General features: G+C 41.9%; 14 protein-coding genes. 10 read left to right on the forward strand and 4 right to left on the reverse strand.

Annotated features, from left to right (window positions below; translation table 11 throughout):
• Window positions 1-93: 93 nt before the first annotated feature.
• Entirely contained in the window at window positions 94-714 is a 621-nt protein-coding gene (locus FTU09_RS09280; protein ID WP_096902251.1) for a TIGR00730 family Rossman fold protein, read from the reverse strand.
• A 121-nt stretch (window positions 715-835) separates the two neighbouring features.
• Between FTU09_RS09280 and FTU09_RS09285 the strand changes: the two genes are divergently transcribed.
• From FTU09_RS09285 to FTU09_RS09315, 7 genes are all read left to right on the forward strand, one after another.
• Window positions 836-1,051, forward strand: a complete 216-nt coding sequence (locus tag FTU09_RS09285; protein WP_180080061.1) for a hypothetical protein — start codon at window positions 836-838, stop codon at window positions 1,049-1,051.
• Complete coding sequence (locus FTU09_RS09290) at window positions 1,048-2,631, forward strand: TerC family protein (RefSeq protein WP_004975629.1); 1,584 nt, start codon at window positions 1,048-1,050, stop codon at window positions 2,629-2,631. The genes FTU09_RS09285 and FTU09_RS09290 overlap by 4 nt, the downstream gene beginning before the upstream one ends.
• A 141-nt stretch (window positions 2,632-2,772) precedes the next feature.
• The gene (locus FTU09_RS09295) at window positions 2,773-3,240 is read left to right on the forward strand and encodes a YchJ family protein (RefSeq protein ID WP_154321159.1); all 468 of its coding nucleotides are present in this window, start codon (window positions 2,773-2,775) and stop codon (window positions 3,238-3,240) included.
• Between the two features lie 65 nt (window positions 3,241-3,305).
• A complete protein-coding gene (locus FTU09_RS09300) occupies window positions 3,306-3,950 on the forward strand; it encodes a trimeric intracellular cation channel family protein (RefSeq protein WP_178865912.1) in 645 nt (214 codons plus the stop codon).
• Window positions 3,951-4,106: 156 nt separating this feature from the next.
• Entirely contained in the window at window positions 4,107-5,426 is a 1,320-nt protein-coding gene (locus FTU09_RS09305; RefSeq protein ID WP_180080064.1) for an MFS transporter, read from the forward strand.
• A 174-nt stretch (window positions 5,427-5,600) separates the two neighbouring features.
• On the forward strand, window positions 5,601-7,820 hold the full coding sequence (parC, locus tag FTU09_RS09310; RefSeq protein WP_180080067.1) for a DNA topoisomerase IV subunit A: 2,220 nt from the start codon (window positions 5,601-5,603) through the stop codon (window positions 7,818-7,820).
• 148 nt (window positions 7,821-7,968) lie between these two features.
• On the forward strand, window positions 7,969-9,645 hold the full coding sequence (locus FTU09_RS09315; RefSeq protein WP_179996483.1) for an AMP-binding protein: 1,677 nt from the start codon (window positions 7,969-7,971) through the stop codon (window positions 9,643-9,645).
• A 99-nt stretch (window positions 9,646-9,744) separates the two neighbouring features.
• Here FTU09_RS09315 and FTU09_RS09320 read toward each other — a convergent pair whose 3' ends face one another.
• Complete coding sequence (locus tag FTU09_RS09320; RefSeq protein ID WP_180051991.1) at window positions 9,745-10,125, reverse strand: hypothetical protein; 381 nt, start codon at window positions 10,123-10,125, stop codon at window positions 9,745-9,747.
• Between the two features lie 104 nt (window positions 10,126-10,229).
• On the opposite strand from FTU09_RS09320, the gene FTU09_RS09325 reads away from it, so the two are divergent.
• Together FTU09_RS09325 and ppa are read left to right on the forward strand one after the other, a co-directional pair.
• Entirely contained in the window at window positions 10,230-10,628 is a 399-nt protein-coding gene (locus FTU09_RS09325; protein WP_104852906.1) for an MAPEG family protein, read from the forward strand.
• 124 nt (window positions 10,629-10,752) lie between these two features.
• Window positions 10,753-11,289, forward strand: a complete 537-nt coding sequence (gene ppa, locus FTU09_RS09330) for an inorganic diphosphatase (protein ID WP_004975651.1) — start codon at window positions 10,753-10,755, stop codon at window positions 11,287-11,289.
• 99 nt (window positions 11,290-11,388) lie between these two features.
• Here ppa and FTU09_RS09335 read toward each other — a convergent pair whose 3' ends face one another.
• Window positions 11,389-12,702 (reverse strand): OprD family outer membrane porin, encoded by a 1,314-nt coding sequence (locus FTU09_RS09335; RefSeq protein ID WP_180080070.1) that lies wholly within the window; start codon window positions 12,700-12,702, stop codon window positions 11,389-11,391.
• Between the two features lie 1,128 nt (window positions 12,703-13,830).
• Between FTU09_RS09335 and FTU09_RS09340 the strand changes: the two genes are divergently transcribed.
• Complete coding sequence (locus FTU09_RS09340; RefSeq protein WP_026438393.1) at window positions 13,831-14,583, forward strand: TorF family putative porin; 753 nt, start codon at window positions 13,831-13,833, stop codon at window positions 14,581-14,583.
• 154 nt (window positions 14,584-14,737) lie between these two features.
• Here FTU09_RS09340 and FTU09_RS09345 read toward each other — a convergent pair whose 3' ends face one another.
• Entirely contained in the window at window positions 14,738-16,225 is a 1,488-nt protein-coding gene (locus FTU09_RS09345; RefSeq protein WP_179996486.1) for a YifB family Mg chelatase-like AAA ATPase, read from the reverse strand.
• Between the last annotated feature and the right edge of the window lie 10 nt (window positions 16,226-16,235).

Genomic DNA, 16,235 nt, shown 5'->3' on the forward strand with positions numbered 1-16,235 from the left:
CTGTAAAAACCAATGAACAGTGAATTAAAAAAAGCGAGTCACCGACTCGCTTTCACTTTCATTTTTATTGCTATTTCATGTAGCTAAAAAAGTTCAACCCACAAAATGACGTGGAGAATCCAAATTCTTCAAGGCATTAATAATTTTATGGGAGTGGTTACACACGATCAGTTTAGCGCGGTGCTGTGGTGGTAAAAAACCTTCGTGTACCGCATGATCTAACTGCTGAATCAGCGCATCATAAAAGCCATTTACATTATATAAAATCATCGGTTTTTGGTGCTGATTCAATTGCCCCCAAGTGGCAATTTCCAAAATCTCTTCAAAAGTACCCAAGCCGCCTGGCAACGCCACAAAAGCACTGGCGCGATCTGCCATCATCGCTTTACGCTCATGCATGCTTTTGACTACGTGTAACTCGGTTAAATTACTGTGGGCAATTTCATAATCCAGCATAAATTCAGGAATTACTCCCACCGCTTGCCCACCATGTTGCACAACGGTGTCGGCAACCAAACCCATTAATCCAATACTCGCACCGCCGTAGACCATACCAAAGCCTTGCTCGGCCAGTTTTCTTGCCAGTTGTACTGCTTTTTCCTGATAAATCGGGTTATTGCCAGAGCGCGAACCACAGTACAGTGCCACCAAAGGTTGAGAGGTTTGAGGAGATGGATTATTGATATATTGGGTCATTCTTAATTCGCTATTCATTTATTTTCTTCACCATAGCATGTTCTTTTTGTTGGCTCTAGCTTAGTGCTCAAATATGACAAACCCGTCAGTATGCAGTGTTCAATTTGCAAAGATTTGTGAAAGTGCTGCATTGACGTGGATGATGTCGCAAAAAGGGGATGAATCTGAGCGCAAACTTTCCTATACTCAAAGCTTGTCTGACAACTATAGAATCGTCATGGACAGTGGCAGTAGTCGCACCGAACGAATATTTTTAAATTACATGCTGTGCCAACCAGAGCAAGCAAACTTATCTTTTCAGTGTCATCGCCGTGTGGCACTTATGACCCATGATATTCAGGAGAAGAGCGCATGATCTTTGAATGGATGTCTGACCCCGCAGCGTGGGTCGGGTTATTGACCCTGATTGTGCTTGAAATTGTATTAGGCATTGATAACTTGGTGTTTATTGCCATTTTGGCAGAAAAGTTACCGCCAGAACAACGCAATACGGCACGGGTGGTGGGCTTGCTTCTCGCCTTGGGGATGCGCCTGATTTTACTCGCCTCTATCGCGTGGGTCGTCACTCTGACCCAACCACTGTTTCATATTTTTGAACATCCTTTCTCTGGACGTGACCTGATTTTACTGTTTGGTGGTGTGTTCCTGTTGTTTAAAGGCACCATGGAACTGCGCGAACGCATTGAAGGCAAACCAGCACTAAAAGAAGAAAACCCTGTGCACGCGACTTTCTGGATGGTGATTGTGCAGATTGTGGTGCTAGATGCGGTGTTCTCACTCGACAGCGTGATTACCGCTGTGGGCATGGTGCAGCATTTATCGGTCATGATGATTGCGGTGATTATCGCCATTGGCATTATGTTGTGGGCCTCTAAAGCGCTCATGGACTTTGTCAATAAGCATCCTACCGTGGTGATTCTATGCCTGTGCTTCCTGATGATGATTGGTTTCTCATTGGTGGTGGAAGGCTTTGGCTATCACATTCCAAAAGGCTATTTATATGCCGCCATCGGCTTCTCGGTGATGATTGAATTCCTGAACCAAACCATCCGCAGAAATCAGGAAAAAACCGTGACCACCACCGATTTACGCTACCGTACTGCTTCGGCTGTGATGCGGATGTTAGGTGGCAAAAGTCAAAATACGACAGAAAGCAGTCATATCAACGAAGATGTTTTGGCTACCCGCGCCTTTGCTGATGAAGTCTTTGATGCTGAAAATGGCGTCTATCACAGCGTGATGGTACAAGGAGTGTTGGGCTTATCTGAGCGTCCTGTAAAATCGGTGATGACGCCACGTCCTGAACTGGAATGGATTGATTTAGACGAAGATGATGCCTCAATTCGCAGCCAATTATTAAGTATGACCCATTCACGAGTGATTGTGGCACGTGGTGAACTGGACAATATCTCAGGCATTGTCTTAACCCATAAAGTCATGAATCAATACATTGAAACAGGTGTACTGGACTTTGAAACACATTTGCGTGAACCCGTGATTGTGCATGAAAATGCCCAAGTTTTGATGGTGATGGAGCAATTGCGTCAAGCACCGCTGCAAATGGCGATTGTGCTGAATGAATATGGCTCGATTGAAGGCGTTGCCACACCTATTGATATTCTGGAAGCAATTGCAGGCGAATTCCCTGATGAAGATGCTCTCGAAGCCAGTGCTGAAAGTTTGGAAGATGGCACATTATTGCTAGATGGTTCCATTGATATTCGTCACGTATCTTTATTATTAGGTCGTGATTTGGTGGATGAAAGCGAGCAATATTCAACTTTATCAGGCTATATTTTATTCCATTTGGGGCGTTTGCCTGAAAACGGTGAAAAGCTGCTTTCCGATGGTTATGTTTTTGAAATTGTGACCATGGATGGACATAAAATTGAAAAAGTGCATTTGATTCAGCAGGAATCTTCAAGCGCATCATAAACTGAACGCCAAACTGCATTTCAGTCTTGTGCTTCCGCTAAAATAGCCTGCATTGTCAGGCTGTTTTGGGGCTGTTGCCATTGCAAATATAGACGAAGTGTCAACAGACCCTATTATTGATTTAAATTTCTGGAATTTTCTATGCATCACTTGGCATGTCCGTGCGGGCAAGGCGATTATCAATACTGCTGCCAACCTTTACACGTGGGGCAGGCACATGCAGAAACCGCGAGCCAACTCATGCGTTCACGCTATAGCGCTTTTGCCTTGCAACAAATTGATTATATTGTGCAAACTACTGCGCTAGGACAACAGGCAAGTTTGGATGTTGACGCAATTGCAGATTGGAGCAAGTCGAATCAATGGTTAAAGCTCGAAGTGCTGAATAGCAATGAAAAGCTAGATAAAAGCCATGCCCAAGTTGAATTTAAAGCCCATTACCACGATGCCAAGCAGGCGCAAATTCACCATGAAATTTCCCATTTTGTGCAACATCAGGCCCGTTGGTATTTTCTAGATCCGACCACAGGGCAACAGCCGACTATGAAACAGCCGTGTATTTGTGGTTCGGGTAAAAAACTTAAGCAATGTTGTGCGCAATTTTTATAACTTTATCTTGGTTTTTCGCTTATTATAACGCGCATCTATTGGCCTAGTGAAAGAAGGGCAAGTCCATGTTGTTGTTGGTCATTTACTTAATCGCGATTACCGCAGAAGCGATGACAGGCGCATTGTCTGCAGGGCGTCGTAGCATGGATTGGTTTGGTGTCACCTTAATTGCCTGTGTCACCGCATTGGGTGGTGGTTCGGTGCGAGATGTGTTATTAGGGCATTATCCACTGACTTGGGTCAAACATCCTGAATATTTGGTGCTGACCTGTATTGCAGCTTTTATCACCATTTTAATTGCCAAATGGATGCGTCATTTACGTTCCATTTTCTTGGTGCTCGATGCTTTAGGCTTAATTGGCTTCACTATTATTGGTTGTCAAATTGCTTTGGAAATGGGGCATGGCTTTGTGGTGTCTGCCGTTGCAGGCGTCTTAACAGGTGTGTCAGGTGGGATTCTGCGTGATATTCTGTGTAACGATGTGCCTTTAGTGTTCCGCCGTGAGCTATATGCCAGTATTTCTTTTGTTTCCGTAATTTGCTATTGGTTGTGTATCGAAATCGGTTTATCGCTTGAATTAACCGTGATCGCAACACTTATTTTTGGTTTTACCTTGCGTTTGATTGCGATTTATTTTGGCTTAGAAATGCCTAAATTTATTTATCAGGATGATGATGAACATTCAGCATCCTCTAAAGATGAAACCTAATTGGTTATAAGAATTGTATTGAATATTTAAATAGAAGCGAACCGATCACTAGATCGGTTTTTTAATGCTATCCACATCCTGTCAATTCATAGTATAAAAATACAACAGCAGTTGTGTTTTAGCCCATATCCTTTTAGCCAACTTAAAGAGTGTGTTATGGATTTAGTTTCGCGTGTGCAACGTCTACCCATTGGAAAATTCCACTATAGCCTACTGGTGGTGATTGGTTTGGGCTGGATGTTTGATGCCATGGATACAGGACTGATCTCCTTTATTTTGGCAAAAATGGCAGAAGACTGGAGCATGACCCCTGCCGAAAAAGGCATGGTGGTGTCAATTGGCTTTGTCGGAATGGCCATTGGCGCAGTCTTTTCAGGTGGTCTGGCCGATAAAATTGGACGTAAAACTGTATTTGCCACCACCTTGGTGATTTACAGTCTAGCTACTGCCGCTTGTGCCTTTGCGCCGAATTTAACTTGGTTACTGGTCTTTCGCTTTATTGTCGGTTTAGGTTTGGGCGGGCAGCTTCCCGTAGCGGTGACTTTGGTCAGTGAATACATTCCTGCGCATGTGCGTGGGCGTTTTATTGTATTGCTGGAAAGTTTTTGGGGCTTGGGGTGGTTATGTGCGGCATTGGTTTCTTATTTTGTGATTCCAAAATTTGATTGGCATACAGCATTTTTAATCGGTGGTTTGCCTGCCTTATATGCCTTGGTTATCTGGAAAAAAGTCCCTGAATCTATCCCATATCTGATCAATCGTGGTCGTATTGCCGAAGCACATGCACTGGTACAAAATTTTGAGCGTCAATGTGGGGTAGAAGTCATTGAACAGATTGAAGTTCAGCCTGTTGCCGCTAAACAGCATATCTCTTTTACCCAACTGTGGTCGGGGCCATTTGCACGCCGTAGTTTAATGCTGTGGCTGATTTGGTTTGGCATTGTCTATTCCTATTATGGCATTTTCACTTGGTTGCCTAGTCTGTTGGTGCAGCAAGGCTACAGCATCGTACAGTCATTTGAATATGTGTTGGGCATGATTTTGGCGCAATTACCCGGTTATATTGCAGCTGCTTGGCTGGTCGAAAAATTAGGGCGCAAAGCCACACTAGCTGGTTTTATTGGCATGTGTGCCGTATCGGCTTATTTCTTTGGTCAGGCCGACAGTGTAGCAATGATCATGTTCTGGGGTTGTTTGATGTCGTTCTTCAACTTGGGCGCATGGGGTGTGCTATACACTTATACTCCTGAACAATATCCAACCAATATTCGTGCTTTTGGTTCAGGTTGGGCCTCGGCCATTGGACGCATGGGCGGTATTATCGCCCCGATGGTGGTCACACACATGATGGTCATGCAAAATGGCTTTAGTTATGTCTTTATGATGTTTACAGCGGTTTTATTGGCCGTTGCTTTGGTGATTGTGGTGTTGGGTGAAGAAACCAAAGGCAGAACTTTAGAGTCGATAGGTTTGTAAAATAACCACCAGCCATCGTATATTTTGCATTGCTGTTTTTTATAAAATGAATATTTTTACGGCATAAGACACAAATTGTCGCAGAGCATCCTTACTAGCCCTTGTGCAGGATGCTGCTGCGGCATAGCATAAGCCGATTGATACAAAAACAAATGATTTAGGACGACAGGTTTTATGACAAGCCTTGCGCATCATGCAACAGAAAACCGTTCCGTAGCAGAATTTACCGAACGTGCATACCTTAACTATGCCATGTACGTGATTATGGATCGTGCATTACCCCATATCAGCGATGGTTTAAAACCTGTACAGCGCCGTATTGTGTACGCCATGAGTGAGCTTGGACTCAAACACAGTGGCAAACCGAAAAAATCGGCCCGTACCGTAGGGGATGTATTGGGTAAATACCATCCACATGGTGATTATGCTTGTTATGAAGCTATGGTGTTGATGGCGCAGCCGTTCAGTTATCGTTACCCATTTATTGAAGGGCAGGGCAACTGGGGGTCACCCGATGATCCTAAATCCTTTGCCGCCATGCGTTATACCGAAGCCAAACTATCGCAATATAGTGAAGTACTTTTGGCGGAATTGGGGCAAGGTACTTGTGATTGGCAAGATAACTTTGATGGCTCATTAAAAGAACCTGTCAATTTGCCTGCGCGTGTACCGAATATTTTGCTGAATGGCACCACAGGTATTGCCGTGGGAATGGCGACCGATATTCCACCGCATAACTTGCGTGAAGTGGTGAAAGGCACAATTGCCCTGATTCGTAACCCAAATTTAACCGACGAAAAAGTTGCAGAATATATTCCTGCACCAGATTTACCGACTAAAGCTGAAATTATTACCCCACCTGAAGAATTGCTGAAAATGCAAAGTACAGGTCGTGGTAGTTACCGTATGCGTGCGGTGTACAGCATCGAAAAAAATGAAATCGTAATTACCGAATTGCCGTATCAGGTTTCGGGTTCAAAAATCATTACCCAAATTGCCGATCAAATGCAGGCGAAAAAACTGCCGTTGGTGAGCGATGTGCGTGATGAATCCGACCATCAAAACCCAACCCGTTTGGTGATTGTACTCCGTTCTAACCGTATTGATGCCGAAGCGGTGATGAGTCACTTGTTTGCCACGACCGATTTAGAATCGAGCTATCGTGTCAATATGAACATGATTGGCGCAGATGGTCGTCCGCAGGTGAAATCGATTCGTCGTATTTTGCTGGAATGGATTGAGATTCGTAAAAATACCGTCACACGTCGTTTGCAATATCATCTTAATAAAATCGAAAAGCGACTGCACATTTTGGCAGGTTTGCTGATTGCCTATTTAGATATTGATACCGTGATTCGGATTATTCGTGAAGAAGATCATCCTAAAGCCGAGTTGATGGCGCATTTTGGTATTGATGAAATTCAGGCTGAAGCCATTTTGGAATTAAAGCTGCGTCATTTGGCTAAGCTTGAAGAAATGGAAATTCGTCGTGAACAAGAAGAATTAGAAGCACGCGCTGCCATTATTCGTGAACAATTGGCGAATCCTGAATCATTGAAAAATTTAATTATCAGTGAGTTGAAAGAAGACGCGAAAAAGTTTGGTGATGATCGTCGTTCACCAATTGTATTGCGTGCCGAAGCGACTGCGATTAATGAACAAGATATGCTACCTGCCGACCCTGTAACGGTGGTGTTGTCTGAAGCAGGCTGGATTCGTTGTGCCAAAGGGCATGAGGTCGATGCGGAAAATCTAAACTTCCGTGCGGGTGATCAATATCTCAGTCATGCACAAGGCAAATCCAATCAGCGCGTCTATATTTTAGATGATACGGGACGCAGTTATGCGTTGCCAATTAATAGCCTGCCTTCGGCACGTGGCTTGGGCGAACCATTAAGTTCAAAACTTGCTCCTGCCAGTGGTGTTGGCTTTAAACAATTGCTGATTGCCGATGATGAGACTGAAATTCTAGCAGCCAGCAGCAAAGGTTACGGCTTTAAAACGCAGGCCAAACAGTTAGATACCAGTGCCAAAGCAGGTAAAGCATTCCTGTCTTTGCCTGAACAATCGACAGTGATGAACTTGCAAATGATTGAACACGCGAGTCATGTTGCACTGCTCAGTTCAGCAGGGCGTTTACTGGTGATTGAACTGTCAGAATTGCCAATTTTGAATAAAGGTAAAGGTAATAAATTGATACAACTTGAGGAAAAAGATCAGTTGGTGTCTATGTTGCCTTTAAGTTTAGATGAAGCAATTCAAGTATTTGCAGGACAGCAACAACTCAAACTCAAAGGCGACGATTTGCTGAAGTATGTGGCGAAGCGCGGCACGAAAGGTCATCTCTTACCACGCGGTTACCAAAAAGCAAATAAACTGTTAATTCAAAGATAATACTAGCGTTTTTTAAGCAAAATACGTTATATATGGTTTATATTCGTGAAAATGGATGCAATACGGGACATAAACAAGCAAAGAACGACGTCCTGTATTGAGAAAAACAGTTTAAAACTAAGGATTATTGATTGGAGAAATTGGCATTATGGAAAAGATTTGGTTTGCTGAATACCAAAAGACAGGGATTCCAGAAACTGTAGAACTGCCTGCAGAAAATACGTCACTCGTAGACATTTTTGAACGTAATTTCCAAAAATTTGGTTCACGTGATGCCTTTATCTTTATGGATAAGGTTTTAAGCTTTAGTGAACTAGAAGAAGCTAGCCGTAAATTTGCAACTTATTTACAAAGTTTAGGTTTGGCACCTGGCTCGCGTGTTGCGGTGATGATGCCGAACGTACTTCAATATCCTGTGGTTGCACTGGGGGTGTTCCGCGCAGGTTTAGTTTTGGTGAACGTGAATCCACTTTATACTTCGCGTGAGTTAGAGCATCAATTAAATGACTCTGGTTCTGAAGTTTTAGTGATTATTGAAAACTTTGCATCCGTTTATCAGGCGATTATTGGTAAAACCCCTGTGAAGCATGTTGTTGTTGCTTCTGTGGGCGATATGCTAGGTGCATTAAAAGGCACGTTGGTGAATTTTGTTTTACGTTCAGTGCGTAAGCAAATTCCTGCATGGAACATTCCGGGTCACGTTAAATTTAACGCAGCAATGTCTAAAGTAAGCCCAAGCAACTACAAACGCCCAAGCTTAACTTTAAGTGATACGGCTGTGTTGCAATACACGGGTGGTACAACAGGTGTATCTAAGGGTGCAGAATTAACACACCGCAACCTTGTGGCAAACATGCTGCAATGTGATGGTATTTTCCAGAGTAAATTCGGTGCACAAGATGGTCAGCCAGATGACCGTATTTTCTGTGCATTGCCGCTGTATCACATCTTTGCATTCATGGTGTGTGCGCTTTACGGCATGTACAAAGGTCAGGCAAACGTCTTAATTCCAAACCCGCGTGACTTACCTGCGGTGATGAAAGAATTACGCAAATATCAACCAACTTTCTTCCCTGCGGTGAATACTTTATTCAATGCGCTTGTGAACAATGAAGAGTTTAAACAGCTTGATCACAGCAAATTGAAAATGGCGATGGGTGGTGGTATGGCCGTATTACCATCGACTGCTGAAGCATGGAAAAAAGTGACAGGCACTAACATCATTGAAGGTTATGGCTTGTCTGAAACTTCGCCAGTTGCAACGGCAAACCCGCCTGCATCTGAAGAATTCACTGGCACCATTGGTATTCCATTACCATTAACTGAAGTGGCTATTTTGGATGATGACGGCAATGAAGTTGCACTGGGTGAGCAAGGTGAAATTTCAATCCGTGGTCCACAAGTCATGAAAGGCTATTGGAACCGTCCAGATGAAACCAATAAAGTGATGATTAATGGTTTCTTCCGTACAGGTGACATTGGTGTTATGGATTCACGCGGCTATGTGAAAATTGTAGACCGTAAAAAAGACATGATTTTGGTATCAGGCTTTAACGTGTATCCATCTGAAATTGAAGAAGTGATTGCGAAGCATCCGAAAGTATTGGAAGTGGCTGCAATTGGTGTACCAGATGAAAAATCAGGTGAAGTGCCAAAACTGTTTGTGGTGAAAAAAGATCCATCATTAACCACAGAAGAAGTATTAGCATTCGCTAAAGAGAACTTAACTGGCTATAAACGCCCACGTTATGTGGAGTTTATGGATGAATTGCCAAAATCAAACGTAGGTAAAATCTTGCGTAAAGATTTGCGTAAAACTGCGTAATTCATTCTGCTCTGAAATAAAAGTGCCCCTGAAACTTCAGGGGCGTTTTTTATATGCTATAGAAAATAGATTGTTTCTTGTTCAACAAAGGCAAAAGTATTACTCTTTCATCAGCCAACGGTCAAAGTAACGACGCCCAACACCCACAATACCCAAGAAAATAAACATCGCACCAAATTGGCGGCTAAAACCTGATTGATTAAAACTGCCATAACTTAAAATATTATCAATTAAGCAATACACCACAATCACAATAATCCAGTGCCAGAGTGGTAAGCGCTTAATCCCCACTGCATAAAATGCCACCCAAAGCACAATGAAGGTAAAAATGGTCGACCATACGTTCATGTTGGCGCAAATTACCATCAATAAAAATGCCACAATGGGCAAGACAATTTTTAAAACACGATCCACTCGCAGTTGATGTTGGCGCTGCTTTTCAAGTACATCTAACATTTCCTTTTGATCTGGGCTGACCATAATGGATCCTTTATATAATTGCTTAAAACATGCTATTTAACAAAATTTATTCAAGAAATGCCATGTTATGATAAGTTCTCAATACAGTTTATGAGAAAAAATTGATGCAAAGCATAAGTGGAATTGTTTATCTAATTATAATTGCTTGCTTATTGCCGTATGTCTTTGCTGTTGTCGCAAAAATGGCAGGCGGCTTTAAACGCGAAGATAACCAAAATCCACGTGAATTTTTAGCCAAAACTACAGGTTTAGCTGCACGTGCTAACGCCGTTCAGCAAAACAGTTTTGAAAGCCTGCCTTTATTTATTGCTGCAGTGCTCATGGCGGAATATATGGTCATCCCACAAGTGGTGGTGATGATGTTTGGTATTGCTTATATTGTGCTGCGCATTATTTATGGAATTTGTTATTTAGCCAATTGGGCGACGCTGCGTTCAATTGTTTGGATGCTGTCTTTACTTTGTCCAATTTGTATTTTGCTGATGGTGATTAAACTGACCTGATCAAGTCATGTCTGAAAATATGTATTTTTGCCTTGCAGATGTATAATCGCGCAGTAATTCAGGACAGAAAACCGTTATAATTGACGCGGTTTTAAAAAGATTTAACTTGTTTAAGAGTGATGCTATGAGCTACAGCAATATCCCTGCGGGTAAAGATGCACCAAATGACATCTATGTGATCATTGAAATTCCTGCCAATGCAGCGCCAATCAAATACGAAATTGACAAAGATTCTGATGCATTATTTGTAGACCGTTTCATGGGTACAGCAATGTTCTACCCAGCGAACTACGGTTATGTACCAAATACACTTTCATTGGATGGTGATCCGCTAGACGTATTGGTTGTGACCCCACACCCAGTAGAGCCAGGTTCTGTGATTCGTTGCCGCCCAGTGGGTAAATTGAACATGGAAGATGATGGTGGTATTGATGCGAAATTGGTTGCCGTTCCGCACGAAAAATTAACCCCAATTTATAAAGATGTTCAAGAATATACGGATCTTCCACCATTATTGATCAGCCAAATTGAACACTTCTTCCAGCACTATAAAGACTTAGAGCCAGGCAAATGGGTGAAGTTAAGTGGTTGGGAAGGTGCTGATGTTGCAAAACAAGAAGTATTGAACTCAATTGAAGGCTACAAAGCTGCAAATCCATAATTTGCGTAGCCTATTTGGCTTTTATATAAAAGCTAAAATATAAAAAAACCTGCACAGAATATGTGCAGGTTTTTTTATTGGATTGGCTATTCTGAGAAATTAGAATAATTTCACTGGAATATCTAACCAGATACGCCATTCGTTGGTTGAGCCAATAGCATTACTGACGTAATTTCCTTTCGCATTGTTATACGTATCGCTTGCACGTAAGTAAGAGTGACGTAAGCGTAAGCTTGCATCTTTCAACGCACCCGATTGAACCGTATATTTCACTTGGTTAAAGAATTCATGTTCTTCAGCTTGGTCGATAATTTGTGCTGGATTATTTTTTTCGGCTACATCAATATCCCAACCATAAACGAATGCTGTTGTCCAGTTTAGACCTGGAAGACCATGGTTTTTAAAATTATAGTTGTACTGTAAGCCAACAGATTTTTCATCGTTACCATTAAAGTCGGATAAGTATGAGTTTGGTACATAAATGCTTTGTAGACCATCTGCGTTGTAAGCATAGTCGTAACCTATGTTGCCCGCATTATCTTGGTACGCAAGCATCAAATTGTGTGCGTCCCTGTTATAGCTTGCAGATACACCCCAAATCGAGTTAGTCAATTCTTCAGTTTCACTGCGTGGATCAGTTGTTTCTGCTCCAACTTTCCATTTGGTATTGTAACCCATTGCATCTAAAGTTACGCTCGCACCATTTGCTGTAGGGAAGCTATAATTCACATTCCCATAGTGACGATCTAATTTATCTTTAACGTCTACCCCATAATAAGAGGCATTAACTTGGTCGTTAAACTTGTATTTCGCGCCCCAGAAAATAGCACTGTCCAAATTTTGTTGGTCTGAGCTGATGTCATTTGACCATTGGTTTTTAGTGAATTTACCACCGATTAACGTCAAGTCTTTAATTTCGTTACTTTCAATATAAAGACCAGTGTAGTACTCAGGGGTTAAACGAGCAGTATTACTTGCAATTACTGGAATTTCAGATACTTGCGTACCATATTTAGCCGTTGTGTTTGATACGCGTGCTTTTACATAAGCACCACCACGTGCCCAGTGGTCATAAGCAGAACCATCGTTGTGGACTGGAATCATTTGGTTGCCAGTATTTTTGTTTTCACCTAGTTTGAATGAAGCATCACCTATGATACCTGCACCAAAACCAACTACACCTTTGGTAAAGCCAGAATCTAATTTTACGATTGCAGTTTGCGCAAATGAACTTGTATCGTCACCAGGTTCTACACCTTTATAGTCACGAGTTAAATAACCTGTACGGAATAAAACCGAACCGTTTGCGTCTTCTACAAAGCCTTTAGATTCACTTTGTTCGCTAGCAAATGCAGTTGAAACAAGCGCTGCGTTGATGAGCAACGCTAGTGTTAATTTTTTAGATTGCAGCATTGGGAGATGGCCTCATGCAGTAAATGTGTAGTTGAAACGTAGGCGAATTGTATCGCTATTTATGCGCGAAAATATCACTTTTAAAGCACTTATGACACTAAAGTTAAGCATTTTTTCGATAAACTGTGGGGTCATTAAAAATATCGACTTTTCAAAAGTTGAATAAATATTTTATTTTTTAGTAAAAACATAAACATATTTAAAACTTACTGAGTCACTGAAACATAGCCAAATACAGCGCATCTGCAACTTGTACATTAAAAATACAGTTTTTTCAATTTTTCAACAGCTTGCTGTGTGATCAAAGCGCATAAGGCACAGCATAAATTTTAAAATAGGGTGAAGTTTTTCCTGTGAAATGGTTATCTATGAAGTCGAATTTTGGGCAAGAGATAAGTGGGGAAATAAATTTATGAATCTTTATTTGAATTAAGAGTATAAAAATTACATTTTATTTAAGCTTTGAGTAATAGCTTTTGGCTATTACGGATTTCATGTGAAACATCGGTGTTTAGTTTTGGCATTACGATGAAAACAGAACTGTTTAAGCAGATATTTTATACATAACTTTTATATGGTCGTTGGCTTGCGAAAATTAAAATTGATCTATCGTTTTGGTCATTGAATTATTTTTGATGTGAAGATTGAAGTGTCGCGTCGTATATTGATGTCAAATTTTGGTGCAGAAATCTAGTGCAGTTTAGGACAGGATTTCTGTCTGTTCACTGAGTTTTGATAGTTGATGGCGTAAGGATGAACAGAGGATAGGCATGACTTTCTATTTTTTGATCAGGATAGGCTTGTGATTCTTGACTGCACTTTTTTAGGTATGTGATTTAGCTTTATTGCTATGCAAGGATGCAAAAAATAATCATAGCACTGTGTAAATTCATGTTTAAAGTGCAGTGGTTATAAGACGAGTATTGATGCAAATCAAAATTCATTCCAATCAAAATAAAAAACACACTAAAAATAATTGATGTATAACAATAGTTTAAATTTATATCTATTGCTTTTAAACGTAAAATTGCTGTTCTGAATTTCATCGTTGGCATAGAGTTTGCAATTCCTTCATTGAGTCAAAAAAAATAGACAAAGGCATCTCATCCGATGCAGGGGGAATCTAAAATGAAATTCGTACTTCAAACACTTTCTTTGGCGATGTTCGCAGCCACATCAAGTCTCAGCTTTGCTGCAGAAAATGCGACAGGCATGTCGTTTAGCGGGACAGCAGCCTTAACCAGTGATTATCGCTATCGTGGTTTAACTCAAACCTTTAATGATCCCGCAGTGCAAGCAGGTTTTGCTCTCAGCCATGATTCTGGCGTGTATGCAGGCGTGTGGGGTTCCAATGTCGATTTTGGTGGTACGGCACATTTAGAGCTTGACCCTTATATGGGCTATACCACAAGCCTAGATTATTTTGCCAGCAAACCCATTTTGGATGTGGGTTTTTGGTATTACGCCTACCCAAGTGAGAGCGATTTAAACTGGCTCGAAGCTTATGCAAAATTAGGTTTTAGTGATGTTTTGTTTAAAGATGCCAGCTTATTAACAGCCATTAACTACAGTAATGATTTCTTAGGTGGTGACACCGATGCTTGGTATTTCAATGCCACTTATACCGCACCCATTGGAAGTACCGGCTTTTCTGGGGTTGCTGGATTAGGTTACACCCAAGCAGATGACTTTGATTTTGGCGGTGGAAAAGACAGCTATGTAGATTGGAAAGTCGGTGTAAGCTATAACTTTGCTTCAGTTGAAGGTTTATCTGCTGAATTGGCTGCTGTAGGAACTGATATTGATACCGATGGTTTTTCGCATGCGGCAAAGCGTGGCGTTGAAACAGGAGCTGTATTTACTTTAACTAAAGCCTTCTAAAGATACGGCTACGACGATAAATAAAAGCTCCAGTTAGGAGTGAAACTTAAAACAATAAAAACAACTCGCCCATTGTACAGGCATGGCAATGGGCTATTTTCATCTCTTAGACTTTTAATCAGATTCTTAATCGAACTCTTAATTAGACTTTCAATCAGGCTTCATGGGCACGATAAGACAGTGCTTCACTCAAATGTGGACTTTGAATCTGTTCACTTTGGGCTAAATCTGCAATGGTGCGTGCCACTCGTAACACCCGATGATACGCACGTGCCGATAAGTTCAAACGCTGCTGCGCAATGGCTAAAATATTTTGCGCAGTATCATCTAAATGTGCAAATTGCTCTAATTGTTTGGGACTGAGCGCCATGTTTAAACACTCTTGGCGTTGCAATTGTCGTGTATATGCTTGAATGACACGGCTTCGCACAGTTTCAGAATTTTCGACAGGTCGGGTGTCCTGTAATTCATGTGCTTGCAGAGGTGGTACATCAATGTGTAAGTCGATACGATCCAATAACGGCCCTGAAATACGGTTTTGATAGCGTTTAATACTTTCTGCAGAACATTGGCAGCGCACATCCTGATTAAAAGCATAACCACAAGGACAGGGATTCATGGCGGCAATCAGTTGAAAGTTGGCTGGAAAGGTAATTTGCCGAGAGGCGCGGGAAATCACAATTTCTTTGGACTCTAAAGGTTGGCGCAGCACTTCTAACACTTTTTTATCAAATTCAGGCAATTCATCTAAAAATAAAACGCCTAAATGCGCCAAGGTAATTTCACCGGGTTTGGGATATGAGCCTCCACCGACCAATGCCACAGCAGAAGCGGTATGATGCGGGGCGCGAAAAGGGCGCTGTCCAAACGTATGCGGGCTATTGGCCACTGAATAGATACTGGCGACCTCTAAATTTTCCTGCATATTCAATGGCGGTAAAATACTGGAAAGTCGGGATGCCAGTAAGGTTTTACCTGTACCGGGTGGGCCTTTGAATAGCAATGAATGTCCACCAGCAGCTGCTATTTCCAAAGCACGTCGTGGGCGCAATTGTCCTTTAACATCGACTAAATCAAATGCGGAATGAGATAACTGTGGCTGGGCAATTGCGGTGACTTTATCTAAAGGCTGGCTTTGTGCCAAATGTTCGCAAACTTGTTTTAAATGTGTGGCGGCAAAGACTTCAAAGTCAGGCAATTGAGCAGCTTCTTGTGCATTTTGTTCAGGTAAAACCAAACAATGCTGTGCCTGTTGGCAGGCAATCGCAATACTGAGTGTGCCTGTGGTGGGGCGCAATTGACCATCTAAAGCCAATTCTCCAATAAACTCTAAACCTTCAGTGCTTTGTTCGGGCAATTGTCCCGAAGCAATTAAAATGCCTAAAGCAATGGCTAAGTCCAAACGCGAACCATCTTTGGGCAAGTCGGCAGGTGCTAAATTAATGGTCAGACGTTTGGTCGGAAATTGAAAACCACTATTAATAATGGCAGAGCGTACCCGATCTTTACTTTCACGCACGGCAGCTTCGGCTAGACCGACAATGGTTAAAGAAGGTAAACCTTGACTCAGATGGACTTCAACTTCAATTGCAGGGGCGTGCAAGCCGAGCAGCCCCCGCGTATACACTTTGGCAAAAGACATTTTTATGATG

Origin of the sequence: Acinetobacter sp. YH12058, assembly GCF_013419805.1 — a bacterium.
GTDB classification, from domain to species: Bacteria; Pseudomonadota; Gammaproteobacteria; order Pseudomonadales; family Moraxellaceae; genus Acinetobacter; species Acinetobacter towneri.

Excerpts from the sequence above, each read along its gene's own strand:
- FTU09_RS09325 (WP_104852906.1), top strand. The coding sequence starts at position 10,230 with ATGCAAAGCATAAGTGGAATTGTTTATCTAATTATAATTGCTTGCTTA.
- FTU09_RS09335 (WP_180080070.1), bottom strand. The coding sequence starts at position 12,702 with ATGCTGCAATCTAAAAAATTAACACTAGCGTTGCTCATCAACGCAGCG.
- FTU09_RS09305 (WP_180080064.1), top strand. The coding sequence starts at position 4,107 with ATGGATTTAGTTTCGCGTGTGCAACGTCTACCCATTGGAAAATTCCAC.
- FTU09_RS09295 (WP_154321159.1), top strand. The coding sequence starts at position 2,773 with ATGCATCACTTGGCATGTCCGTGCGGGCAAGGCGATTATCAATACTGC.
- FTU09_RS09290 (WP_004975629.1), top strand. The coding sequence starts at position 1,048 with ATGATCTTTGAATGGATGTCTGACCCCGCAGCGTGGGTCGGGTTATTG.
- FTU09_RS09285 (WP_180080061.1), top strand. The coding sequence starts at position 836 with ATGATGTCGCAAAAAGGGGATGAATCTGAGCGCAAACTTTCCTATACT.
- parC (WP_180080067.1), top strand. The coding sequence starts at position 5,601 with ATGACAAGCCTTGCGCATCATGCAACAGAAAACCGTTCCGTAGCAGAA.
- FTU09_RS09315 (WP_179996483.1), top strand. The coding sequence starts at position 7,969 with ATGGAAAAGATTTGGTTTGCTGAATACCAAAAGACAGGGATTCCAGAA.
- ppa (WP_004975651.1), top strand. The coding sequence starts at position 10,753 with ATGAGCTACAGCAATATCCCTGCGGGTAAAGATGCACCAAATGACATC.
- FTU09_RS09300 (WP_178865912.1), top strand. The coding sequence starts at position 3,306 with ATGTTGTTGTTGGTCATTTACTTAATCGCGATTACCGCAGAAGCGATG.
- FTU09_RS09340 (WP_026438393.1), top strand. The coding sequence starts at position 13,831 with ATGAAATTCGTACTTCAAACACTTTCTTTGGCGATGTTCGCAGCCACA.
- FTU09_RS09345 (WP_179996486.1), bottom strand. The coding sequence starts at position 16,225 with ATGTCTTTTGCCAAAGTGTATACGCGGGGGCTGCTCGGCTTGCACGCC.
- FTU09_RS09320 (WP_180051991.1), bottom strand. The coding sequence starts at position 10,125 with ATGGTCAGCCCAGATCAAAAGGAAATGTTAGATGTACTTGAAAAGCAG.
- FTU09_RS09280 (WP_096902251.1), bottom strand. The coding sequence starts at position 714 with ATGAATAGCGAATTAAGAATGACCCAATATATCAATAATCCATCTCCT.